This is a genomic window from Caulobacter sp. GW821-FHT10A10 (assembly GCF_059415745.1).
In genome coordinates, this window is the sequence record NZ_JBWKNV010000001.1 from 388,022 (window position 1) to 407,343 (window position 19,322).

The 19,322-nt window shown below is 69.1% G+C and carries 16 protein-coding genes; 8 read left to right on the plus strand and 8 right to left on the minus strand.

Features of this window, described 5'->3' with window-relative positions:
- Positions 1-479: 479 nt before the first annotated feature.
- From AC07NS_RS01900 to AC07NS_RS01910, 3 genes are read right to left on the minus strand one after another with little or no spacing between them, the layout of a single operon-like run.
- On the minus strand, positions 480-1,247 hold the full coding sequence (locus AC07NS_RS01900; RefSeq protein ID WP_494601052.1) for a sulfite exporter TauE/SafE family protein: 768 nt from the start codon (positions 1,245-1,247) through the stop codon (positions 480-482).
- A 4-nt stretch (positions 1,248-1,251) separates the two neighbouring features.
- Positions 1,252-1,797, minus strand: a complete 546-nt coding sequence (locus tag AC07NS_RS01905; protein WP_494601053.1) for a rhodanese family protein — start codon at positions 1,795-1,797, stop codon at positions 1,252-1,254.
- Positions 1,766-2,125, minus strand: a complete 360-nt coding sequence (locus AC07NS_RS01910) for an ArsR/SmtB family transcription factor (protein ID WP_494601845.1) — start codon at positions 2,123-2,125, stop codon at positions 1,766-1,768. Before AC07NS_RS01910 ends, AC07NS_RS01905 begins: the two co-directional genes overlap by 32 nt.
- Before the next feature lie 72 nt (positions 2,126-2,197).
- Here AC07NS_RS01910 and AC07NS_RS01915 point away from each other — a divergent pair, with 72 nt between their 5' ends.
- Entirely contained in the window at positions 2,198-3,052 is an 855-nt protein-coding gene (locus AC07NS_RS01915) for an MBL fold metallo-hydrolase (RefSeq protein WP_494601055.1), read from the plus strand.
- A 181-nt stretch (positions 3,053-3,233) separates the two neighbouring features.
- Here the strand turns inward: AC07NS_RS01915 and AC07NS_RS01920 are convergent, their stop codons facing one another.
- The gene (locus AC07NS_RS01920; RefSeq protein ID WP_494601057.1) at positions 3,234-5,069 is read right to left on the minus strand and encodes a beta-L-arabinofuranosidase domain-containing protein; all 1,836 of its coding nucleotides are present in this window, start codon (positions 5,067-5,069) and stop codon (positions 3,234-3,236) included.
- A gap of 133 nt (positions 5,070-5,202) precedes the next feature.
- Here AC07NS_RS01920 and AC07NS_RS01925 point away from each other — a divergent pair, with 133 nt between their 5' ends.
- From AC07NS_RS01925 to AC07NS_RS01940, 4 genes are all read left to right on the plus strand, one after another.
- Positions 5,203-7,776 carry a helicase-related protein gene (locus tag AC07NS_RS01925; RefSeq protein WP_494601058.1) on the plus strand — a complete coding sequence of 858 codons (2,574 nt, stop codon included), beginning with the start codon at positions 5,203-5,205 and terminating at the stop codon, positions 7,774-7,776.
- Complete coding sequence (locus AC07NS_RS01930; protein WP_494601060.1) at positions 7,773-8,090, plus strand: RNA-binding S4 domain-containing protein; 318 nt, start codon at positions 7,773-7,775, stop codon at positions 8,088-8,090. Before AC07NS_RS01925 ends, AC07NS_RS01930 begins: the two co-directional genes overlap by 4 nt.
- 325 nt (positions 8,091-8,415) lie before the next feature.
- Positions 8,416-9,255 carry a hypothetical protein gene (locus AC07NS_RS01935; RefSeq protein ID WP_494601062.1) on the plus strand — a complete coding sequence of 280 codons (840 nt, stop codon included), beginning with the start codon at positions 8,416-8,418 and terminating at the stop codon, positions 9,253-9,255.
- A 191-nt stretch (positions 9,256-9,446) separates the two neighbouring features.
- Positions 9,447-11,138: a right-handed parallel beta-helix repeat-containing protein gene (locus AC07NS_RS01940; protein WP_494601063.1), complete on the plus strand. Its 1,692-nt coding sequence runs from the start codon at positions 9,447-9,449 to the stop codon at positions 11,136-11,138.
- A gap of 45 nt (positions 11,139-11,183) precedes the next feature.
- On the opposite strand, the gene AC07NS_RS01945 is transcribed toward AC07NS_RS01940, so the two are convergent.
- A complete protein-coding gene (locus tag AC07NS_RS01945; protein ID WP_494601065.1) occupies positions 11,184-13,262 on the minus strand; it encodes a putative bifunctional diguanylate cyclase/phosphodiesterase in 2,079 nt (692 codons plus the stop codon).
- 273 nt (positions 13,263-13,535) lie between these two features.
- Between AC07NS_RS01945 and fdxA the strand changes: the two genes are divergently transcribed.
- Complete coding sequence (gene fdxA / locus AC07NS_RS01950; RefSeq protein ID WP_101714978.1) at positions 13,536-13,877, plus strand: ferredoxin FdxA; 342 nt, start codon at positions 13,536-13,538, stop codon at positions 13,875-13,877.
- A 316-nt stretch (positions 13,878-14,193) separates the two neighbouring features.
- Positions 14,194-14,700, plus strand: a complete 507-nt coding sequence (locus AC07NS_RS01955; RefSeq protein ID WP_110117731.1) for a CarD family transcriptional regulator — start codon at positions 14,194-14,196, stop codon at positions 14,698-14,700.
- Between the two features lie 69 nt (positions 14,701-14,769).
- Here the strand turns inward: AC07NS_RS01955 and AC07NS_RS01960 are convergent, their stop codons facing one another.
- A complete protein-coding gene (locus AC07NS_RS01960) occupies positions 14,770-15,087 on the minus strand; it encodes a hypothetical protein (protein WP_494601066.1) in 318 nt (105 codons plus the stop codon).
- A gap of 72 nt (positions 15,088-15,159) precedes the next feature.
- Between AC07NS_RS01960 and AC07NS_RS01965 the strand changes: the two genes are divergently transcribed.
- Positions 15,160-15,576: a DUF1801 domain-containing protein gene (locus tag AC07NS_RS01965; RefSeq protein ID WP_494601068.1), complete on the plus strand. Its 417-nt coding sequence runs from the start codon at positions 15,160-15,162 to the stop codon at positions 15,574-15,576.
- Between the two features lie 163 nt (positions 15,577-15,739).
- Here AC07NS_RS01965 and AC07NS_RS01970 read toward each other — a convergent pair whose 3' ends face one another.
- Together AC07NS_RS01970 and AC07NS_RS01975 are read right to left on the minus strand one after the other, a co-directional pair.
- A complete protein-coding gene (locus AC07NS_RS01970; RefSeq protein WP_494601069.1) occupies positions 15,740-17,065 on the minus strand; it encodes a PepSY-associated TM helix domain-containing protein in 1,326 nt (441 codons plus the stop codon).
- 114 nt (positions 17,066-17,179) lie between these two features.
- On the minus strand, positions 17,180-19,273 hold the full coding sequence (locus AC07NS_RS01975; protein WP_494601070.1) for a TonB-dependent siderophore receptor: 2,094 nt from the start codon (positions 19,271-19,273) through the stop codon (positions 17,180-17,182).
- Positions 19,274-19,322: the final 49 nt, after the last annotated feature.

Sequence of the window (19,322 nt, forward strand, 5' to 3'; positions counted from 1 at the left end):
AGCCCGTCGCGGCGGCGGTCACGACCAGCGAACTGGCGTGGCGAGACGATCTGGGCGGGCTTGCAGGGGACGCCGAAGGAACCCGCCCGGACGCACGGCGGGCGTCAGGCGAGGCGACGGCCGCCATGGGTCGGCGCCGGCGTTTCGGTGTCGTCGCCCAAGGCGCGGGGGTTGCGCGCCACGGCGAATGTTCGAGCGATCTTCAATAGCGCCGCGGATCTTTGATCTCTGCGACCCTGAAAAACTTTATCGAGACGACGATGTTGTCAACATGAGTCGATGCATTGAAGGCAAAATAACGCCACATTCCAAAAATGTTACATCGATCTCGGATTTGTATTTGAACATACAGCCGAGCTTGTCGGCGATCACAACAATAACGATGTTCAAAATTTCGATATCTATCTTCTAGCGGTGATATCTTTCATGATCGCTATCTTGCACCACCCAGGCGCGCCGCGCCGAGATCGCTCGCCTATTCAGGCCAGTGCGCGCCACAGCACGTAGACGGCCGTCGCCACAACCATGGCGGCGAACAGCCGGCGGGCCAGCAGGACCCGCGAGGCCAGACGCGGCGCCAGGCGCGCGCCCACCAGCACCCCGACGACGCCGCCCGCGACCAGGGCCAGCAGCAGTCGCCCGTCCACCAGGCCCGAGGCGGCGTAGCTGACGCTGGTCGCCGCGCCGAACAGCGCCACCGACACCAGGGACGAGGCCGCGGCGTTGGCCAGGGTCATGCCGGCCGCCGCCATCAGTCCCGGCGCGATCAGGAAGCCGCCGCCGATGCCGAAGAACCCCGCCGCCAGCCCGGTCGCCGCCCCGGCCGGAACCAGCCGCGCGGCCTTGCCCGGGTCGATGCGCACGTCCGGGTCGCCCGGCGAGCGCGGGGCGCGGAACATCAAAAGCCCGACGGCGGCCATGGCCAGGGCGAACCAGGCCAGCAGATGCCCCGCCGGCAAGGCCTTGGCCACATGCGCCCCGACCAGCGAGCCGGCGAGGCCGGGCGCGCCGAAGGTCAGGGCGCAGGGCCATTTCACCCGGCCGGCCCGCGCCTGGGCGGCCAGGCCGACGGCGGCGTTGACCGCCACGGCCGCCGCCGAGGTGCCGATCGCCACATGGGCGTCGCTCACCCCGACCACATAGAGCAGCAGCGGCGTCGCCAGCACCGAACCGCCGCCGCCGAACAGCGTCAGCAGCAGCGCGACCACCGCCCCGCTGAGGGCGGCGGCGACCAGACTCGCGTCCATGGCCTCAAGCCCGCGCCGGACGGTTCCAGGGCGCCAGGGCCAGCAGCCGGGCCATGCCGCAGAAGCCGGTGACGCCGGCGAAGGTCAGCCCCGCCCCGACGAAGCCGGCCACGCCCAGGAACCAGGGCGAGACGGTCAGCCCCAGGATCACGCCGGTCAGCACCAGCAGCCCTGCCACGATCTGCACCTGGCGCATCATCTCCAGCGGCGCCTTGCGGTCGGTCTCGACGGGCAGGCCGGCCCGATCCCAGGCGTCGAGCCCGCCCTCCAACACGTGCGCCGGACCCGCGCAGGCCGCCGCCAGACGCTGGCCGTTGGCGCCCGTGCGCATGCCCGAGCGGCAGGTGAAGATCACCTCAAGCGCGTCGGGGCGCCCGTCGGTCGGGTCGAGGCCCGCCGCGTCCAGCGTCGACAGCGGCCGCGACAGCGCGCCCCTGGCCCGTCGCCGGGCGAACTCATCGGGCTCGCGGATGTCGATCAGCACGGCGGCGCCCTGCGCCAGGCGCCGGGCCGCCTCGTCAGGCGTCAGGGGATTGAGGATCGTGGTCATGGCCGGCGGTCTCCGCTGGAGGGCAGAAGATCTCCGCGAGCGTGCCGACCACCTTGAGGGCGGCCGGATCGGCGATCCGGTACCACAGGCTCGTGGCTTCGCGGCGCGCGGCCACGATCCCCTCCTCGCGCAACACCGCCAGGTGCTGCGAGAGGGCCGACTGCGACAGGCCGACCAGGGGCTGGATCTGCCCCACCGACCGTTCGCCGTCCGCGAGCTGGCACAGGATCATCAGCCGCCGCTCGTTGGCCAGGGCGCGCAGGAGCTTGGCTGCCTGCGCGGCGCTGGCCTCGAACTGGCTGACGTCGAAACGCGAGAGATCGAACATGATCGCCATATATTAGCTTGATCTAATTTAGCAATATCTAATATAAAGATCCCGCCACCGGAGGCTCCGGCCATGCGCCCCGACGTTCAAGCGTTTTTCGATCCCGCCACCTTCACCGTCAGCTACGTCGTCGCCGACCCGGCCACGCGCACGGCCGCGATCATCGACCCCGTGCTCGACTACGAGCCCAAGGCCGGCAGGCTCTCGACCCGTTCGGCCGACGCCCTGCTGGCCGTCGTCGAGGCCCGGGGTCTGGCCCTGGCCTATGTGCTGGAGACCCACGCCCACGCCGACCACCTGTCGGCCGCCGACTACATCCGCGCCAGGACGGGCGCGAAGATCGTCATCGGCGCGCGGATCGTCGAGGTGCAGAAGACCTTCATCCCCGTGTTCGAGGCCGAACTCGCCGCCGACGGCGCGGTCTTCGACGTGCTGATGAACGAGGGCGACGTCCTGCCCCTGGGCGACCTGTCGATCGGCGCGCTGCACACGCCCGGCCACACCCCGGCCTGCCTGACCTATCTGATCGGCGACGCCGCCTTCGTCGGCGACACCCTGTTCATGCCCGACTACGGCACCGCCCGCGCCGACTTCCCCGGCGGCGACGCGCGAACCCTGTACCGCTCGATCCGCAAGGTCCTGGCCCTGCCGCCGCAAACCCGCGTCTTCGTCGGCCACGACTACCTGCCGCAAGGCCGGTCGGACTATCGCTGGGAGACCACCGTCGCCGACGAGCGGGCCGGCAACATCCACGTGCGCGACGGCCGGGCCGAGGACGACTTCGTCGCCCTGCGCACGGCGCGGGACGCGACCCTGCCGGCCCCGACCCTGATCCTGCCGTCCCTGCAGGTGAACATCCGCGCCGGCGCCCTGCCCGCGCCGACGCCGGCCGGGCGGGTGTTCCTGAGAATCCCGGTCGCCCTCTAGGGCCAATCGACATTCATCGGCCTGAGCTCAATTTTTACCGAGCATCCCCGCGAAGGCGGGGACCCAAGCCGAGGCCGCAGGTGATCCACGGCCGCGCCTCATGCTGAAATCCAGCTTGGCTCCCCGCCTTCGCGGGGAAACACGGATTTGAAGCGCGCGAAAAGCTGAATGTCGATACGAGCTAGGCCAGCCGCCCGTACAGCCGGTAGCGCTCGTCGCTGATGGCCATGAACGGCTTGAACACCACCTCGCCGCTCGCCGAAGCCGCCGTCCAGTCCTCTCCCCGTCGGCGCGCCGCCAGCCACTGGGCCTTGGTCAGCTTCACCTCGCCGGGACCGATCGGCAGCAGCACCAGCGGCCCGGTCAGCAGGGCCACCACCTCGGGATGGGCGGCGTTCAGCGGCTCCAGCCGCGGGCTCATGTCGAAGGCGATCTCGACCTTGTCGCCCGGCCGCCACAGGCGCTCCAGCGCGACGAACGTCCCCGGCCGCGCCGCCACGCCCGCCGGCTGGCCGTTGACCAGGACCCGACTCCCCGCTCCCGCCCAAGCGGGAACCCGCAGCATCAGCGAAAACCGCGTCGGACGGGCCGGATCGACGGCGATCGCGATCGTCGGCTCCAGCGGATAGCGGGTCTCCTGGCGCAGCGACACCGCCGCCCCGTCCACGCTCGCCGACAGGGTCGAGGGGACATAGAGGTTCACATAGAGCTTCGCCCCGTCCTGCAGATAGGCGCTGATCCCGTAGTCGGCCGCCAGCTGGACGAAGGTCCCCGAGCAGCAGGGCCACAGCTCGTCGCGATAGAACTTCGAGGCCGCGTCGCTGTAGTCGGAATAGTAGAAGGTCTCGCCCTTCGGCGTGGTGTCGCGCGCGCCCAGGATGGTGTTGTAGAGCACCCGCTCCATGCTGTCGCCGTAGCGGCTGTCCTTGGTGATCTGCAGCAGCGAGCGGGCGATCTTGAAGTGTCCGTAGGCGCCGCACGGCGTCTCGAAGCTGCGATGGGTTTCGGTCAGCGACTTCAGCAGGGTCTCGCTGTCGCCCGCGCCCAGCAGCTCCTCGTTGGGGCCCCAGCCGCCGGTGGCGAACGACTGGGCCAGCACGAAGTCGAAGCCGTTGCGGGCGGCCTTCAGGTACTTCTCGTCGCCCGTCGCGTACCAGGCCTGGATCGCCGAGTTCAGGGCGTTGACGTGGCTGTAGGCGTGCTTGCCGGCCAGCGGACTTTCGCCACGGGCCAGCGGATCGAACAGCGCCTCGTCCTGCATGTAGCGCAGGGCCAGCGTGCGATAGCGCTCGCCCAGGCCCAGTCGCCAGGCCAGGAACAGGTTCTCGGGCAGGGTGTAGGGCTCGTCCCAGATCTCGGCCTCGCTGGAATAGGGCCGCTGGCGGCGCTCCTCCCGCGTCAGGGCCTTTTCCGGCAGCACCGGCAGGACGGCGTCGGTGACCCTGTCGAGCGCCGGCCCGGCCTCTTTCACATCGGCGTAGCGATAGGCGTCGATCAGCCCGATCACGACCTTGTCGTAGGTGTAGGCCGGCAGGGTGTAGCCTTCGAAGAACCGCGGCGAGATGGTCTGGGCGTACTTCACCACCAGCCCCCGCACCTTCTCGCGCGTCGCCGCGTCGTCGGTGATGGCGACATAGCGCGACAGGCCCGAGACGTACTGGCCGAAGCTGTGGCCCGGGATGTAGCCGTGCCAGTTGGCCGTGCTCCAGTCGTTGACGTCGATGTGGAAGTCGGGGCTGTCGTCGTACCAGCCGCCCATGTCCTCGCCTGGCGCGGGCAGGCCGGCGCGCTGGCGGAACGGTTTCAGCAGCCGGTCGTCGTCGAGCCCCATGAACAGCCGATGCTGCCAGTCTAGCTGGTCGCGCATCTTCCCCGGACCCAGCCGCACGCGGTCGTAAGGCAAGGTCCCCAGCGCCGGGCTTCGAGCCGCCCCGACGCCGCCGTCGGCGGCGAAAACCCCGCCCGTCGGCGCGCAGGCCGCGCAGCAGCCGGCCAGAAACATGCGGCGAGACACCATGGTCGCGTCACCTCCCCCTAGAACGCCTCTCTCATCCTATAATTCGCCGCCCCCGGGTAGGGCGGAAGGCCGCGCCCACAATTCCAAGCCCACGCTTGCCTCGCCCCGAATCCCGCCCCACTTTCGGAGGGTCATGAGCGACCGTTCCACAGGCCTCGCCCCGTCGCGGCTCACCGCGGTCCTGGGGCCCACCAACACCGGCAAGACCCACCTGGCGGTCGAGCGCATGCTCGGCCACGCCTCGGGGATGATCGGCCTGCCGCTGCGCCTGCTGGCGCGCGAGATCTACGACCGCATCGTCAAGCTGCGCGGCAAGGCCAGCGTCGCCCTGATCACCGGCGAGGAGAAGATCGTCCCGCCGCGCGCGGCCTATTTCGTCTGCACGGTCGAGGCCATGCCGCTGGGCCGCGAGGTCGACTTCGTGGCCATCGACGAGATCCAGCTGTGCGCCGATCCCGAGCGCGGCCACATCTTCACCCACCGCCTGCTGCACGCCCGCGGCCGGTTCGAGACCATGCTGCTGGGCGCCTCGACCATGGCCCCGCTGGTCCGCCGCCTGCTGCCCGACGCCGAGATCGTCGGCCGCGAGCGGTTCTCCAACCTGTCCTACGCCGGCTCCAAGAAACTGACCCGCCTGCCCCGGCGCACGGCGGTCGTGGCCTTCTCCACCGACGCCGTCTACGCCATCGCCGAGCTGATCCGCCGCCAGCGGGGCGGCGCGGCCGTGGTCATGGGCAGCCTCTCGCCCCGCACCCGCAACGCCCAGGTCGCGCTCTACCAGAGCGGCGAGGTCGACTTCCTGGTGGCCACCGACGCCATCGGCATGGGCCTGAACATGGACGTCGACCACGTGGCCTTCGCGGGCCTGCGCAAGTTCGACGGCCGCCGCACCCGCTGGCTGCACCCGCAGGAGGTGGGCCAGATCGCCGGCCGCGCCGGCCGCTACACCCGCGACGGCACCTTCGGCGTCACCGGCGACTGCGAGGAGATGGACGAGGATCTCGTCCAGGCCGTCGAGGAGCACGCCTTCCAGCCGGTGATGGCCGCCGAGTGGCGCAGCGCCAGGCTCGACTTCGGCAACCTGCCTAGCCTGCTGCGCTCGCTGTCCGAACCGCCGAACCGCAACGGCCTGACCCTTTCCCAGGAAGCTTTGGACGAGCGCACCCTTCGCAAACTGGCCACGCATGAAGACGTCGTCGCCCGCTGCAAGTCCGACCGCTCGGCCCTGCTGAAGCTGTGGGACGTCTGCCAGACCCCCGACTTCCGCAAGACCACCGACGATGACCACCAGCGGATGGTCAAGACGCTGTTCGACGACCTGACCACCGGTCGCAAGCGCCTGCCGGAGGACTGGATCAACGGCCAGTTCAAGGCGCTGGACCGCACCGACGGCGAGATCGACAGCCTGGCCGCGCGGCTCTCGGGCGTGCGCACCCTGTCCTACATCGCCAACCGTCCCGACTGGCTGGCCAACCCCGTCCACTGGCAGGGCCGCACCCGCGAGTTGGAAGACAAGATCAGCGACACCCTGCACGAAAAGCTGATGGCGCGGTTCATCGACCGCCGCACCAGCGTGCTGATGAAGCAGCTGGGCGAGCGCGAGACGATCCTGGCCGGCGTCGCCGCCGACGGCGAGATCAGCGTCGAGGGCCATGTGGTCGGCCGGCTGACCGGCGTCACCTTCATCGCCGAGAAGGGCTCCAGCCCGCTGGAGGAGAAGGCCCTGCGCAACGCCGCCCAGCGGGCAGTGGGGCCGGAGATCGCCCGCCGCCTGGGCCTCCTGGCCGCTGAGCCGGACGAAGCCTTCGCCCTGACGCCCGACGGCATGATCCTGTGGCGCGGCGAGGCGGCCGGGGCCGTGCGCGCCGGCGGCGACCTGCTGTCGCCCCGCGCCCGGCTGCTGGGCGAGCTTGGCCCCCTCCCGGCCCGCGAGCGGGCCGAACGGCGGCTCGACGCCTTCCTGGCCTCCGAGGTCGACCGCTGCCTGGCGCCCCTGCGCAAGCTGCAGCAGGCCCTGGCTGGCGGCGAGCTGCGCGGCCTGCCGCGCGGCGTCGCCCACCGCCTGCTCGAGGCCGGCGGCGTGCTCGACAAGCGCCCGCTCGATCCGGAACTGAAGGCCCTCAGCCAGGCCGAGCGCCGCACGCTGAAAAGCCTGGGCGTGCGCATCGGCGCCTTCTCGCTCTATTCGCCAGGCGTGCTGCGTTCGGAAGCCATCGCCTGCGCCCGCGCCCTGGATCCCGGCGGCTGGCGAGGCCCCCTGGTCGGCCTGCTTCCCCTGCCCTCGCCCCTGCCGCCGCCCCGCGCCCTGGCGGCCAGCGGCCTGCGCATCGCCGGCAAGCACCTGGTCCCGGTCGAGACCCTGGAAAAGCTCGACGCCCTGCTGCGCGCCGAACAGCGCCCGGGCGGCGTTGTGCTGACCCCGGCCGCGCTGGAGGCCCTGGGCTGGAGCGCGGCCGAGGCCTCGTCGGTGCTGCGCTCGCTAGACTACACCCCTGCCGTGCGCGCCAAGCCCGACGCCCCGATCATCTGGAAGCGCCGCGGCGCCCAGCGGCTGGAGCCCAAGTCCGTCAAGGCCCGCCCGGACTCGCCGTTCGCCGCCCTGGCCAAACTGACCGAGCCGCCGCCTCCGGTCCCCTCGGCACGGCGCAGGAAGCCCCGCCGCCGCAAGCCGGCGATCGCCGTCCCGCGCGACCAGGTCGCTTCATGAGCGACGCCCACCACGACGCCCATCACGGCGAGCACCATGCGGAACACTGTCGCGCCGACGTCTGGCTGTGGCGCGCTCGCTTCTTCAAGACCCGCTCGATGGCCGCCCGCTTCGTCGACGAGGGCCGCATCCGCCTGACCCGCGCCGGCTCGCCCGACAGCCGCATCGACAAGCCCTCGCGGGTGCTCAAGGCCGGCGACGTCCTGGTCTTCGCCATCGGCGGCCGGCTGGTGAACGTCCGCATTCTCGACTGCGGCGAACGCCGCGGCCCGGCGACCGAGGCCCGGGGGCTCTACGAGGCCGTGGAGGGGTAGACCAATGGTCCCCTCTCTCTTTGAGAGAGGGAGGGGCCCGCCGCGAAGCGGTGGGAGGGTGAGAGGTTTCACCCTTGGCCGAAAATTCCCGACACGCTCCGCCGCGCTTCCCAGGCGCGCCGAGTATCCAAATACACACCGCCCATCGCCGAAAGGCCGCGTTCCATTCGGTGAGTTTGTTACCTCTCACCCTCCCACGCCTGCGGCGTGGGCCCCTCCCTCTCTCAAAGAGAGAGGGATCAAACCAACGCCCCCAACCTTCGCCATAGACGCCGCCGCGCCATTCGCTACCTTCGGTGGAGTTTCATTCGAGGGAGTAGATCGCGTGGCGTCGTTCCGTTCGGCCGTGGCCGTCAGCCTGGCCCTGTTGCTCACCGGCGTCGCCCACGCCCAGCCCGCCGCCCAGGCCCCCGCCCCGCCCTCCGGCAAGCCCGCCAAGCCCCCGACACCGATCCGCGCCTTCGACCTGCCGCAGATCGAGGCCTTCGGCGCCGCCATCTACCGCCAGGACATCGCCGCCTGGCTGGCCACCGACGCCCTGGTCGCCAAGGTCCCCGACCTGCAGGGCGCGGGCATCCAGGGCTGGCTGGTCGAGGACGACGGCAAGACGGCCACGGTCCGCTTCCTGCGGTCCATGGGGAACGGCCTGGAGATCGGCTACGACGTGGTGGTCGACGGCAAGGGCGCCGGCCCCGTCACCGAACCGGCCGACCGCAAGCTGACCGACGAGGAGCGCCTGAGTTTCTCGGCCCGCGCGGCCGCCATCGCCGCCCAGCCGCCCACCTGCCGCCCCGGCTACAACACCGCCATCGTTCGCGACCCGCAGGGCGACGGCTTCATCGTCTGGCTGCTGGCGCCGTCTCCGGCCGAGGGCGCCATCCCGCTCGGCGGCCACTATCGCATCAGCGTCGCGGCCGACGGCAAGACCGTCACCCGGGTCGACGCCCTGTCGATGTCGTGCCTGCTGATGGAACGGCCCAAGGCCCAGGCCGGCCAGCAGCCGGTCATGGTCTTCGCCACCCACCTGGTCTCGCCCACCCCGGTCGAGACCCACGCGTTCCTCAGCCTGCTCTACAAGCTGCCGATCGCCGTGGGCACAGGCCCGAACGAGGTCTGGGCCGTCGACCAGGGCCGGATCAGCAAGATGGACCTGGGCAAGAAATAGAACGGCGCCACGTCCGCTTCCGTCGCAGCCACCGCCTAGTGTTTCCAGGTCGAGGGGACGCCGCCGCGCGTCCCGTCAGCCAAGGAGACGCACCGAGCCTTCAAACGAACTGTCATCGACGACGGCGGCCGCGATTACGGCCGACCACCAATTAACTGACTGATTTCAAAATATATTTTTAGGAACAAATCATGAACGAATATCAAACCTACGCGGCCCTGCGCGCCGCCACGACCCTGCCCGCCCCGACGGCCTATGTCATGAGCCGCTCGGTCGCCAAGGACGGCGGCGAAGGGGTCTTCATCTATGACTCCACCGACACCACCAGCGCCGACAACGGCGCCACCCTGCTGGTCGACGCGGCCGGCCGCCGCTGGCGGCGCGCCGCCGAGGACCGCGCCTATGTGGAATGGTGGGGCCTGGCCTTCGACGGCACGACCGACGCCGCTCCGGCCATCACCAGCGCCATCGCCTATGTCAGCGGCCAGGGCGGCGGGATGGTGGGCTTCAAGCGCCCGTTCGCCCACCCAATCAAGTCGTCGATCCTGATGGCCAAGGGCGTTCGCCTGACGGGCCTTGGCCCGGCGCCGGAGAACGACACCGCCGCGCCGCTGATGCGGCGGCTGACCCTGCGCCTGGCCGCCAACGGCCTGTCGGCCATGATCACCCAGGCCAGCCTGACCAACGCCCTGCACTCCATCGAGATCGACAACCTGATCCTCGACGGCGCCAAGGCCTCGTTCACCTGCGCCAACCTGATCGACCTGTCGGCCATCAACTCGGCCATCCGCGACAACTACGTCGTCAACGGTTCGGGCGCGGGCCTGAAGTTCCGCGCCAACAGCGTGGCCGCCTGGATCAACTGGATCGAGGACAACACCTTCGGCGGCTTCGGAACCTACGGCATCGACTTCGAGGGCTCGGACAGCTGGATCTGCGGCAACTATCTGAGCGGCAGCGCCGTGAACCTGCAGATCAAGTCGCACGGCTCGACGACGGTGGCCAACAACCAGATCGAGGTCGCCACCCAGGCCGGCCTGCGGCTGGAAGGCGCCGACGGCGGCGGGCATCTGGGCGTGGTGCTGACCGGCAACCGCTTCAACCAGAACGCCATCCACGTGGTTCTGGCCAACGGCGGCGTCACCAATAACGGCGGGGCCGTGTTCTCGGGCAACTGGTTCCACGTCTCCAGCGGCTACGCCGTCCAGGTCGAGAGCAACATCCGCAACCAGACCTTCGTCGGCAACCGGTTCGAGAACAGCTCGTCGATCCACTTCGACAGCGCTTCGACCAACACCGGCTGGACGATGCTGGGCAACTCGTTCGACGTGGCCTTCAGCGCCATGTTCAACGCGCTGCCGGCCGACATCCAGATCAGCGGGGCGGGCGACGCCGGCAACTTCCTGAAGGTCCCCCAGGCGATCTTCAGCGACACCAACGACGTGCGCACCGCCGACGCCGTGGTCAACGTGTTCGGCAACCGCAGCGTGCTGGGGGTGTCCAACGCCCAGCAGCGGTGGGCGCTGGCCCGCAACAGCAGCGGCTTCGACGCCAGCCTGGTGGCGGCCACTCCCAACGGCAACAGCGTCGCGCTGTTTGGCCAGAACGGCGAGACCACCACGATCGCCGGCTTCGCCCTGGGCCTGAACGGTTCGGCCGACATCAACATCACGGCCAGCGCCGTCTCGCTGGCCAAGTCGCTGAAGCTGGTCCCGGCGACGGTCGCGACGCTCAATGCGTCGGGCGGCGGCGATGGTTCGCTGGCCTACGCCACCAACGGCCGCAAGACCGGCGAAGCCTCCGGCGCCGGCACCGGCGTGGTCGTCTACCGCTCGGCCAGCAAGTGGCGGACGCTGTACAACGATGCGGAGGTCCTGGCCTGACGGTCCGGATCGGAGCGTCGCCCCTCGGGGCGGCGCTCACCCGCTTCAGAGCGAAAACCCGTCCACGAACCCCGGCACCTTCTCGGGCGGCATCGGGCGGCTGAAGTGGTAGCCCTGCACCTGGTCGCAGCCATAGGTCGCCAGGGCTTCCAGCTGGGCCAGGTCCTCGACGCCCTCGGCCACTACCTTCATGCCCATCGATGAGCCGAGCGTGATCACCGCCTTCACGATCGCCGCGTCCTCGGCGTTCTGGACGAAGCCCTTGTCGATCTTCAGGCGGTCGATCGGGAACTGCCGCAGATTGGCGAGGCTGGCGTAGCCGGTGCCGAAGTCGTCCAGGGCGATCATCACCCCGGCCGCGTGCAGCTTGCGGACCGTGTCGCTGACCACGTCCGAGGCCCAGCCCATGTAGACGTGCTCGGTGACCTCGATGGTCAGGCGGTCGCAAGGCACGCCCCAGCGAGCCAGGCGCTCCTGCACCTCCTCGGCCAGACGGCCGGAGCGGAACTGGGCGGCCGAGATGTTGACCGCCACCCGGCCGAACTCGATCCCGGCGTCCAGCCAGGCCCGCATCTGCTTCAGCGCCGTCTCGAAGGCCACGTCGCCCAGCTTGAGCGACAGGTCCTGATCCTCGAAGGCCGGCATGAAGCGGTCGGGCGTCAGGATTCCCTGCTCGGGGTGAGCCCAGCGCATCAGCGCCTCGAAACCGGCCACGCTGCCGCTCTCCAGGTCGATCACCGGCTGGTAGTAGAGGATGAACTCGTCGGCCTCGATCGCCGCGCGCACGTCGCGCAGCAGCTCCAGCCGCTGCTCCAGGGCCGAGCGCATCGACGGGTCGAACAGGATCGAGCGGTTTCGCCCCTCGTCCTTGGCCCGATAGAGGGCGATGTCGGCGTTCTTGAAGATGTGGCTGGGGTCGGCGTCCGGGTCGCCGTGCAGGGCCGCGCCGATGCTGGCGCTGACCGAGAAGCTGCGGCCGGCGTGCTGGATCGGCTGGCGCAGCAGCTCCTGCAGGGCCTTTATCGGCCGCAGCATGTCGCCCTCGCCGTGCAGGCCGCGCAGGATCACCGCGAACTCGTCGCCGCCCAGGCGGGCCACCGTGTCGCCGGCCCGGAAGGCGTGGCGCAGCACGTCGGCCAGCCGCCGCAGCAAGGCGTCGCCGGCGTCGTGGCCCAGGGTGTCGTTGATGTCCTTGAAGTGATCGACGTCGATCATGATCAGGCCGAAGATCTCGCCGGCCATCTCCGAGGCGTCGACCGCCTCCTGGAACTTGCGCTGGAAATAGGCGCGGTTGGGCAGGCTGGTCAGCGGATCGCGGAAGGCCAGGTTCTCGACGGCCTCGGTCTGCCGGCGGCGGTCGGTGATGTCCTTGAACAGGTTGACCAGCCGCTCGGGCTTGCCGTCGCCGCCGACGAAGCGCTTGCCGACCGAGCGCACCCAGGTCTCGATCCCGTCGTCGCGGTTGAGGCGGAACTCGAACACCGCCGCCTCGCCGTCGCGGCGGGCGCGCATGATCTGGGCCATCCGCTCGCGGTCGTCCTCGTGCACGATCTCCAGCGGATCGGCGTCGAACAGGCACCACTTCTCCAGCTCGGGGCAGGTGCCCGAGACGTAGACCTCGCCGGTCTTCAGGTCGACCTCGCGCACCATCAGGTCGTCGAGCTCGAGCGCCAGCTTCAGCCGCTGCTCGTTGCGCTCGGCCCGCAGCGCGGTCTGGGCGTAGCCGGTGACGTCGCGGGCGGTGACGATGACGGCGAAGATGATCCCCTCGTCGCTGCGGCAGGCGGCGAACTCGCTACGCCAGATCCGCTGGGCGCCCTCCACCACCTGGGCCCGGTAGCGCGAGAACGGCTCGCCCGACGCCAGGCAGCGCTCCAGGCTCTCGACGTCCTCCAGGTTCATCAGGCAGCGGGCGAAGGGCTCGCCCGGCGCCAGGCCCGGGGTCAGGTCCTCGTCGCCCCACTCGGCGCTGACGGCCGCCAGCCGGCCCGAACGATCGATCAGCGCGGCCGCGAACGGCGCATGCGCGACGAAGGCCTCGAACGAGGCCATTCGAAGCCGCAGTTGCGCGTTGATGTCCTCCGCCGTCGCCGGCGGAGCGGTCTTCAGGGCCATGCTGGTCATTCTGGTGTCGGCTTCCCGACGTTGTTGTGCGGCGTATCCTCAACTACACAGTGAAACGCCTTCCATAAGAATTGGTATCTTTCGACGAACCTCGTTCTTCATGGTCGGAAGCCCGACAGAGCGTGGTCAAAGCGCTGTTCGGGGGCGCCCGTCTACGGGCGTCGTCAGAAATCCTAGCCCCGCCGCGCGCCGCGCCGCATTGACATTCGAGCCCGTCGCTCCGAAAACGCGGCCGCGTTACGTCCGTCCGTCCCAGAAAGCCGCCAAGTTCCGATGACCTACATCGTCACCGACGCCTGCATCCGCTGCAAGTTCATGGACTGCGTCGAGGTGTGCCCGGTGGATTGCTTCTACGAGGGCGAGAACACCCTCGTGATCAATCCGGACGAATGCATCGACTGCGGCGTCTGCGAACCGGAGTGCCCGGTCGACGCCATCAAGCCGGACACCGAGGACGACGCCGACGGCAAGTGGCTGCGGATCAACTCGGACTACGCCAAGGTCTGGCCGAACATCACCGTCAAGGGCGAGCCGCCGGCCGACCGCGCCGACTTCGAGCGCGAGACCGGCAAGTTCGAGAAGTACTTCAGCGAAAAGCCCGGCAAGGGCTCCTGATCCGGGCCTGAATCCCCGTTTCCACGGCCGGTTTACAGCCGTCGCGACCCCATGCCGGGTCGCAAGCCTTTCATGAGGCTGAATTTTATGCTATTGTCGCTTCCGACGTGACGGATGCGCCCTCGCACCCGCATGTCTCGTGGAAGACGACAGCCGTCCAACGGCTCGCCCGATCGAAGGCGAAGGGTGACTTAAGAGACACTCCAAATCCTGATCCGACTTGGCCCCGCCTCTCCGACGGACGGGTTGCTATCGCTTTTTGGGATGCTTGGAAACGGCGTTTTGGGCGCGAGCCCAATTTTATGAGGACGAACGAATGAGCAAGAGCGGTCTGGAATTCTCGGTCGGCGATCACGTCGTCTACCCCGCCCACGGCGTGGGGACGATCCAGGGCATCGAGACCCAGGAAGTGGCCGGGATGTCGCTCGAAGTCTACGTCATCACCTTCGACCACGAAAAGATGACCCTGCGCGTCCCGACCAAGAAGGCCAAGGCCGCCGGCCTGCGCCCGCTGGCCGAAGGCGACGTCGTCAATCAGGCGCTGACCACCCTGAAGGGCCGCGCCCGCGTGAAGCGCACCATGTGGTCGCGTCGCGCCCAGGAATACGAAGCCAAGATCAACTCGGGCGACCTGGTGTCGATCGCCGAGGTGGTCCGCGACCTGCACCGCGCCGAAAACCAGCCGGAACAGTCCTATTCGGAGCGTCAGCTCTATGAATCGGCCCTGGACCGCATGGCCCGCGAAGTCGCCGCCATCGAGCGCATCGACCGCGAAGCCGCCATCGGCATCCTGACCAAGTCGCTGGTCAAGACCGCCGCCTGAGGCCCTAGCCTCCACGACGACGTCTTCGAAGACGCCCCCGGTTCACCGGGGGCGTTTTTCGTTTGGGGGTCAGCCCGCCCGCAGCGCCTGATAGGCCTCGGCCGCGTCGGGATCGATCTCGATGGCGACGCCGCGCTCGCCCGGATGGGCGTTGGAGCCGCGCTGCTTGACGCCCGACAACCAGTATTCCTCGCCCGTGTCGGCGTCGAAGAAGTTGCCGCGGATCCCCTGGCCCTTCTGCAGGGCGCGGCCGCGGTAGTAGACGGTCTGACCGCTGCGGGAGAACTCCACCCAGCCGATCCGCGCCTGGACGCCGTCGATCAGTCCGTCCTTGTTTTCCAGGTACATCACCCGGCGGCTCTCGCCCCGGTTCAGCTGCGTATGCATGGGCCCCTCCACGCGAGAGCTTGGCAGAAGCCGCCTCGCCGCTCAATCTCGCCGCTCGCTCAGGAGCCCGCCATGGCCGCCGAACCCAAGACCCGTCCGACGGACGCCAGCGTCGACGACTTCCTGGCCGCTTCGCCCGAAAGCCGTCGGGCCGACGCGCAGGCCGTCCGCGTCCTGCTGGCCGAGGTCGCCGGCGCCCCGGCGGTGATGTGGGGCTCTTCGATCGTCGGCTTCGGGTCCTATTCGACCGGCGGCGCCAAGCCGATGGACTGGCCGCTGCTCGGCTTCTCGCCGCGCAAGACCGAGTTGGTGCTCTATTTCGCCTCGGACTTCCCCGAACGCGAGGCCCTGCTGGCGAAGCTCGGCAAGCACCGCTCCGCCGTCTCCTGCGTCTACGTCAAGCGGCTGGCGGACGTGGACCTGGAGGTCCTGCGGGAAATCGCCGAAGCCTCGGCCGCCTGGACGCGAAGCGGCCACACGACCTGCTGATCCCTTCGTTCGTCATCCCGGCCGCAGCGTAGCGGAGAGCCGGACCCAGGGGCCGCCGCAGTGCGCCGGCCAACGCCTGCTCGAGCGCCGCGCCCAGCCCCCCTGGGTCCCGGATAAGCCCTGCGGGCTTTCCGGGATGACGACGAGGAGGTGACGAACTGCCCTAAGCCGGCTTCCGGCGCAGCACCCGCGCCCGGCGCTTCTTCAGCCAGATCACCACGCCCGTGACGCTCAGCGCGGCCACGACCAGGCCGGTCAGCGAGATCAGGATGCGGCCCGGCAGACCCAGGATCCGGCCCGAGTGCAGCGGGAACTGGGCCTGGACGAAGATGTCCGCGGCCGTGCCCTTCCAGGGCAGGCGTTCGCCCAGATAGCGGCCGTCGGCGCCGTCGTAATAGAGGTAGGGCGGACCCACGCCGCCGGCCCCATGGTCGTCGCCCACCTTGTGGAAGGCCACGCCGTAGACGCCGTAGTGCGGCGAGTAGAACGCCCCGCCCACCGGGGCGGTGAAGCCGCGCGCCTGCGCGTCGGCCCGCGCCTTGGCGATGATCGCCTCGTAGGTCTGCTTGGGCAGGATCGGGTTGTCGTGGCTGGTCGGCACGCGGGTGTCGAACGGCGTCGGCGAGACCTTCGAGATCTTCGACATCACCGGATAGAACACCTCGCTGTAGAGGTTCAGCGAGAAGGCCGTGAAGGCCACCACGAACAGCACGCCCCACAGCCACAGGCCAAAGGCCCGGTGGATGTCGAAATTGATCCGGTAGGCGCTGGCCTTGGTCTTGATCTGCCAGGCCGGCTTCCAGCGGCTCCAGAAGCTCTTGGCGGGCTTGCGGCCGTTGGTCGGGCTGGCCGGCAGGGTCAGGTAGAAGCCGACGAAGCAGTCCAGCGTCCACAGCACCGCCACCCCGCCCAGCAGCCAGACGCCCCAGCGGTCGATGCCCCAGAACTCGGGGATGTGCAGGGTGTAGTGCAGCACGTAGAGGAACGAGACGAAGGTCTCGGTGGTGATCGGCCACACCGCGCCCCACTCGCGCCGGCCCTGCTCGACGCCGGTCGCCGGGTCGATGAACACCTGGTTGTAGCCCAGCTCGTAATGCTTGCCGGTCTTGGGGTCCTGGCGGGCGTCGACGCCGATGGCCAAGGCCTCGCCCGGCTCGGCCACCAGCGGAAAGTAGGAGACGATCACCCGGGGATCGCGGGCCTCGACCTGCTTGACGATGTCCAGCGTCGGCAGGGCCGGACCGTCGGTCCGGGCGTGCATCAGGTGCGGATTGAGGACGTCGTCCAACTCGTGGTCCCACGAGATCACCGCGCCGGTGACGCCCGAGATGAACAGGAAGCCGGCGATGAACAGGCCCACCCAACGGTGGACGAAGGTCAGGGTCGGCCGCACGGCCGCGCGCACGGCCTTGGCCACCGAGGCCGCGGGCGGCTGCGGGACCGGCGTGACGTCCGGCGCGTAGGGTGTTTCCAGATTGCGCGCGTCCATCCGGCCTCCCGGAGCCCTTCGGTTCCGCGCCATGCGACGCGGCTGAAAGGCTCGAAAACAAACATCAAGGGCGCGGCGGCCTTTCGAGCCGCCGCGCCCTCTTAATAACGATTATTAGAAGCGATAGTCCAGGCGAACCGACACGCTGCGGGGCGCGGCGTAGTAGGCTTGCCCCCACATCAGGCTGTTGAGGTACTTCTCGTCGCCGGCGTTCTTGAGGTTCAACGTGCCCCGGATGCGGTCGGTGACGTCGACGCCGGCCATCAGGTCGACCACCGCATAGGCGTCCTGGGTGACATCGGCGGCGTCGGTGGTGATCTCGTCCTGCCAGCGCACGGCGGCGCCGAGCTTGAGGTTGCGCAGCGACGGCACGCTGTAGGTGGTCGAGGCCTTCAGCGTCTTGCGCGGCAGGAAGACGCGGGCGTCGGCGCCGGTCGCCTTGTCCTCGATCTCCAGCGACGTCCAGCCGGCGCCGATGCGCCAGTTGTCGGTGATCCGGCCGCTGGCCTCGATCTCGTAGCCCTTGGATTCGGTGTCCTGAGCCGAATAGTAGCTCTTGCCGTCGTCGAAATAGCCGGCCCAGGCGGCCAGGCCGTTCTGCACGGCCTTGAACACCGAGCCGGTCACGTAAAGGCGGCCGTCGAACCACTCGCTCTTGACCCCGGCCTCGTAGCTCTTGCCGTGCACGGCGGCGAGCTTGGCGCGGGTGGAGTCGACCTCCGACTGCGGATTGAAGATGTCCGTGTAGCTGGCGTAGAGCGAGACGTTCTTGTTCAGGTCGTAGACCGCGCCGAGATACGGGCTGACCTTGCTTTCGTCGCGAGCCATGTCGGCGCCGTACGAGAAGCCGTAGGCCTTCAGCTTCAGGGCGTTGAAGCCCGTCACCAGCTTCAGCTTGTCGGTCACGCTGATGTGGGCGCCGGCGTAGAAGCGGGCCAGCTTGGTGGTCTCGTTGGCCGCCAGATAGGCGCCCGGATAGGTCGGCTCGGCCGGCTGGGTCGAACCCCAGCTCGTGACCGGCGCATAGGTGATCGAGTCGTTCGAGAAGTCCTCGTACTCATGCCCTTCCGAGCGCGACACCTGGCCGCCGACCACCAGCTGGTGCTCGCGCCCGAAGGCCTGGAACGGACCCGAGGCGTAGGCGTCCAGGGTGTAGCTCTCATAGATCGACGGATAGACGCCCGCCATGCCGTAGACGCCCAGGCCCGTCGTCGGGTCGATGCCGTCCTCGCCGGTGTAGGCGTAGAGCAGCTTGGCGTGCTCCTCGAAGCGCTTGGCCGTGGCGATGGCCTTCAGGCGCCAGCCGTTGTCGAGGCGATGCTCGACCTCGGCGAAGGCGGTCTGATCGCGAACGTCCCAATAGGTCCAGTCGGCCGAGGTCGAGGACGAGACGTCGTAGTTGATCAAGGACCCGTCGTTGTAGGTCAGCGGCAGGGCGCCCCACAGCACGCCCGAAGCCCGGTTGTCCTGCATCGACCAGCCGAAGGTGGCCGTGGTGTTGGGGGTGGCGTCCCAGGCCAGCAGGGCGGCGTAGACGTTCCGGTTGACCTTGTAGTGGTCGAGATAGGAGTCGCGGTCCTCGTTGGCGTAGATCAGCCGGCCGCGCAGCGTGCCGCTCTCGTTCAGCGGGCCCGAGACGTCGGCCTCCAGGCGCTTGGAGTCCCACGAGCCGTACTGCAGGGCGCCGCTCGCCTGGAACTCGGCGGTCGGGCGCTTGCGCACGTAGTTGACGGTGGCCGACGGGTTGCCGGTGCCGGTCATCATGCTGTTGGCGCCGCGCACCACTTCGACGCGGTCGAACAGCACGGTGTCGAGTTCGCCGAACTGGATCCCCCAGATCAGCGGCAGCCCCACGCCGTCGACCTGGAAGTTGGTGATGTCGAAGCCGCGCGAGTTGTAATAGGTGCGGTCGGTCTCGACCTTCTCGACATTGACGCCCGTGGTCAGGGCCAGCACGTCGTTGATGTTGGTAAGGGCGAAGTCGTGGATCGTCGCGCCGTCGATAATGGTCACCGACTGCGGCGTCTCGCGCAGGCTCATGTCCAGGCCCGTCACCGCCGAGGTGCGGGTCTTGGCGCCCGTCACCACAACGCCGTCCAGGTTATCGGCCGTTCCGTCGGCGGCCGGAGCCTCGGCCGCGTGGGCGGCGGCCAGCAGGGCCGGGCTCATGGCCGCGGCGAGGAGGAAGGCGCGAAGGGATCGGGACATGGGGGCGCTCGTGCAATCAATAATAAGTCGCAGGAGCGAATAGGCGCCA

What these genes read in the sequence shown, in the direction of transcription:
- AC07NS_RS01900 (WP_494601052.1), bottom strand. Translation starts at nt 1,247, where the DNA reads ATGGACGCGAGTCTGGTCGCCGCCGCCCTCAGCGGGGCGGTGGTCGCG.
- AC07NS_RS01905 (WP_494601053.1), bottom strand. Translation starts at nt 1,797, where the DNA reads ATGACCACGATCCTCAATCCCCTGACGCCTGACGAGGCGGCCCGGCGC.
- AC07NS_RS01910 (WP_494601845.1), bottom strand. Translation starts at nt 2,125, where the DNA reads ATGTTCGATCTCTCGCGTTTCGACGTCAGCCAGTTCGAGGCCAGCGCC.
- AC07NS_RS01915 (WP_494601055.1), top strand. Translation starts at nt 2,198, where the DNA reads ATGCGCCCCGACGTTCAAGCGTTTTTCGATCCCGCCACCTTCACCGTC.
- AC07NS_RS01920 (WP_494601057.1), bottom strand. Translation starts at nt 5,069, where the DNA reads ATGGTGTCTCGCCGCATGTTTCTGGCCGGCTGCTGCGCGGCCTGCGCG.
- AC07NS_RS01925 (WP_494601058.1), top strand. Translation starts at nt 5,203, where the DNA reads ATGAGCGACCGTTCCACAGGCCTCGCCCCGTCGCGGCTCACCGCGGTC.
- AC07NS_RS01930 (WP_494601060.1), top strand. Translation starts at nt 7,773, where the DNA reads ATGAGCGACGCCCACCACGACGCCCATCACGGCGAGCACCATGCGGAA.
- AC07NS_RS01940 (WP_494601063.1), top strand. Translation starts at nt 9,447, where the DNA reads ATGAACGAATATCAAACCTACGCGGCCCTGCGCGCCGCCACGACCCTG.
- AC07NS_RS01945 (WP_494601065.1), bottom strand. Translation starts at nt 13,262, where the DNA reads ATGACCAGCATGGCCCTGAAGACCGCTCCGCCGGCGACGGCGGAGGAC.
- fdxA (WP_101714978.1), top strand. Translation starts at nt 13,536, where the DNA reads ATGACCTACATCGTCACCGACGCCTGCATCCGCTGCAAGTTCATGGAC.
- AC07NS_RS01955 (WP_110117731.1), top strand. Translation starts at nt 14,194, where the DNA reads ATGAGCAAGAGCGGTCTGGAATTCTCGGTCGGCGATCACGTCGTCTAC.
- AC07NS_RS01960 (WP_494601066.1), bottom strand. Translation starts at nt 15,087, where the DNA reads ATGCATACGCAGCTGAACCGGGGCGAGAGCCGCCGGGTGATGTACCTG.
- AC07NS_RS01965 (WP_494601068.1), top strand. Translation starts at nt 15,160, where the DNA reads ATGGCCGCCGAACCCAAGACCCGTCCGACGGACGCCAGCGTCGACGAC.
- AC07NS_RS01970 (WP_494601069.1), bottom strand. Translation starts at nt 17,065, where the DNA reads ATGGACGCGCGCAATCTGGAAACACCCTACGCGCCGGACGTCACGCCG.
- AC07NS_RS01975 (WP_494601070.1), bottom strand. Translation starts at nt 19,273, where the DNA reads ATGTCCCGATCCCTTCGCGCCTTCCTCCTCGCCGCGGCCATGAGCCCG.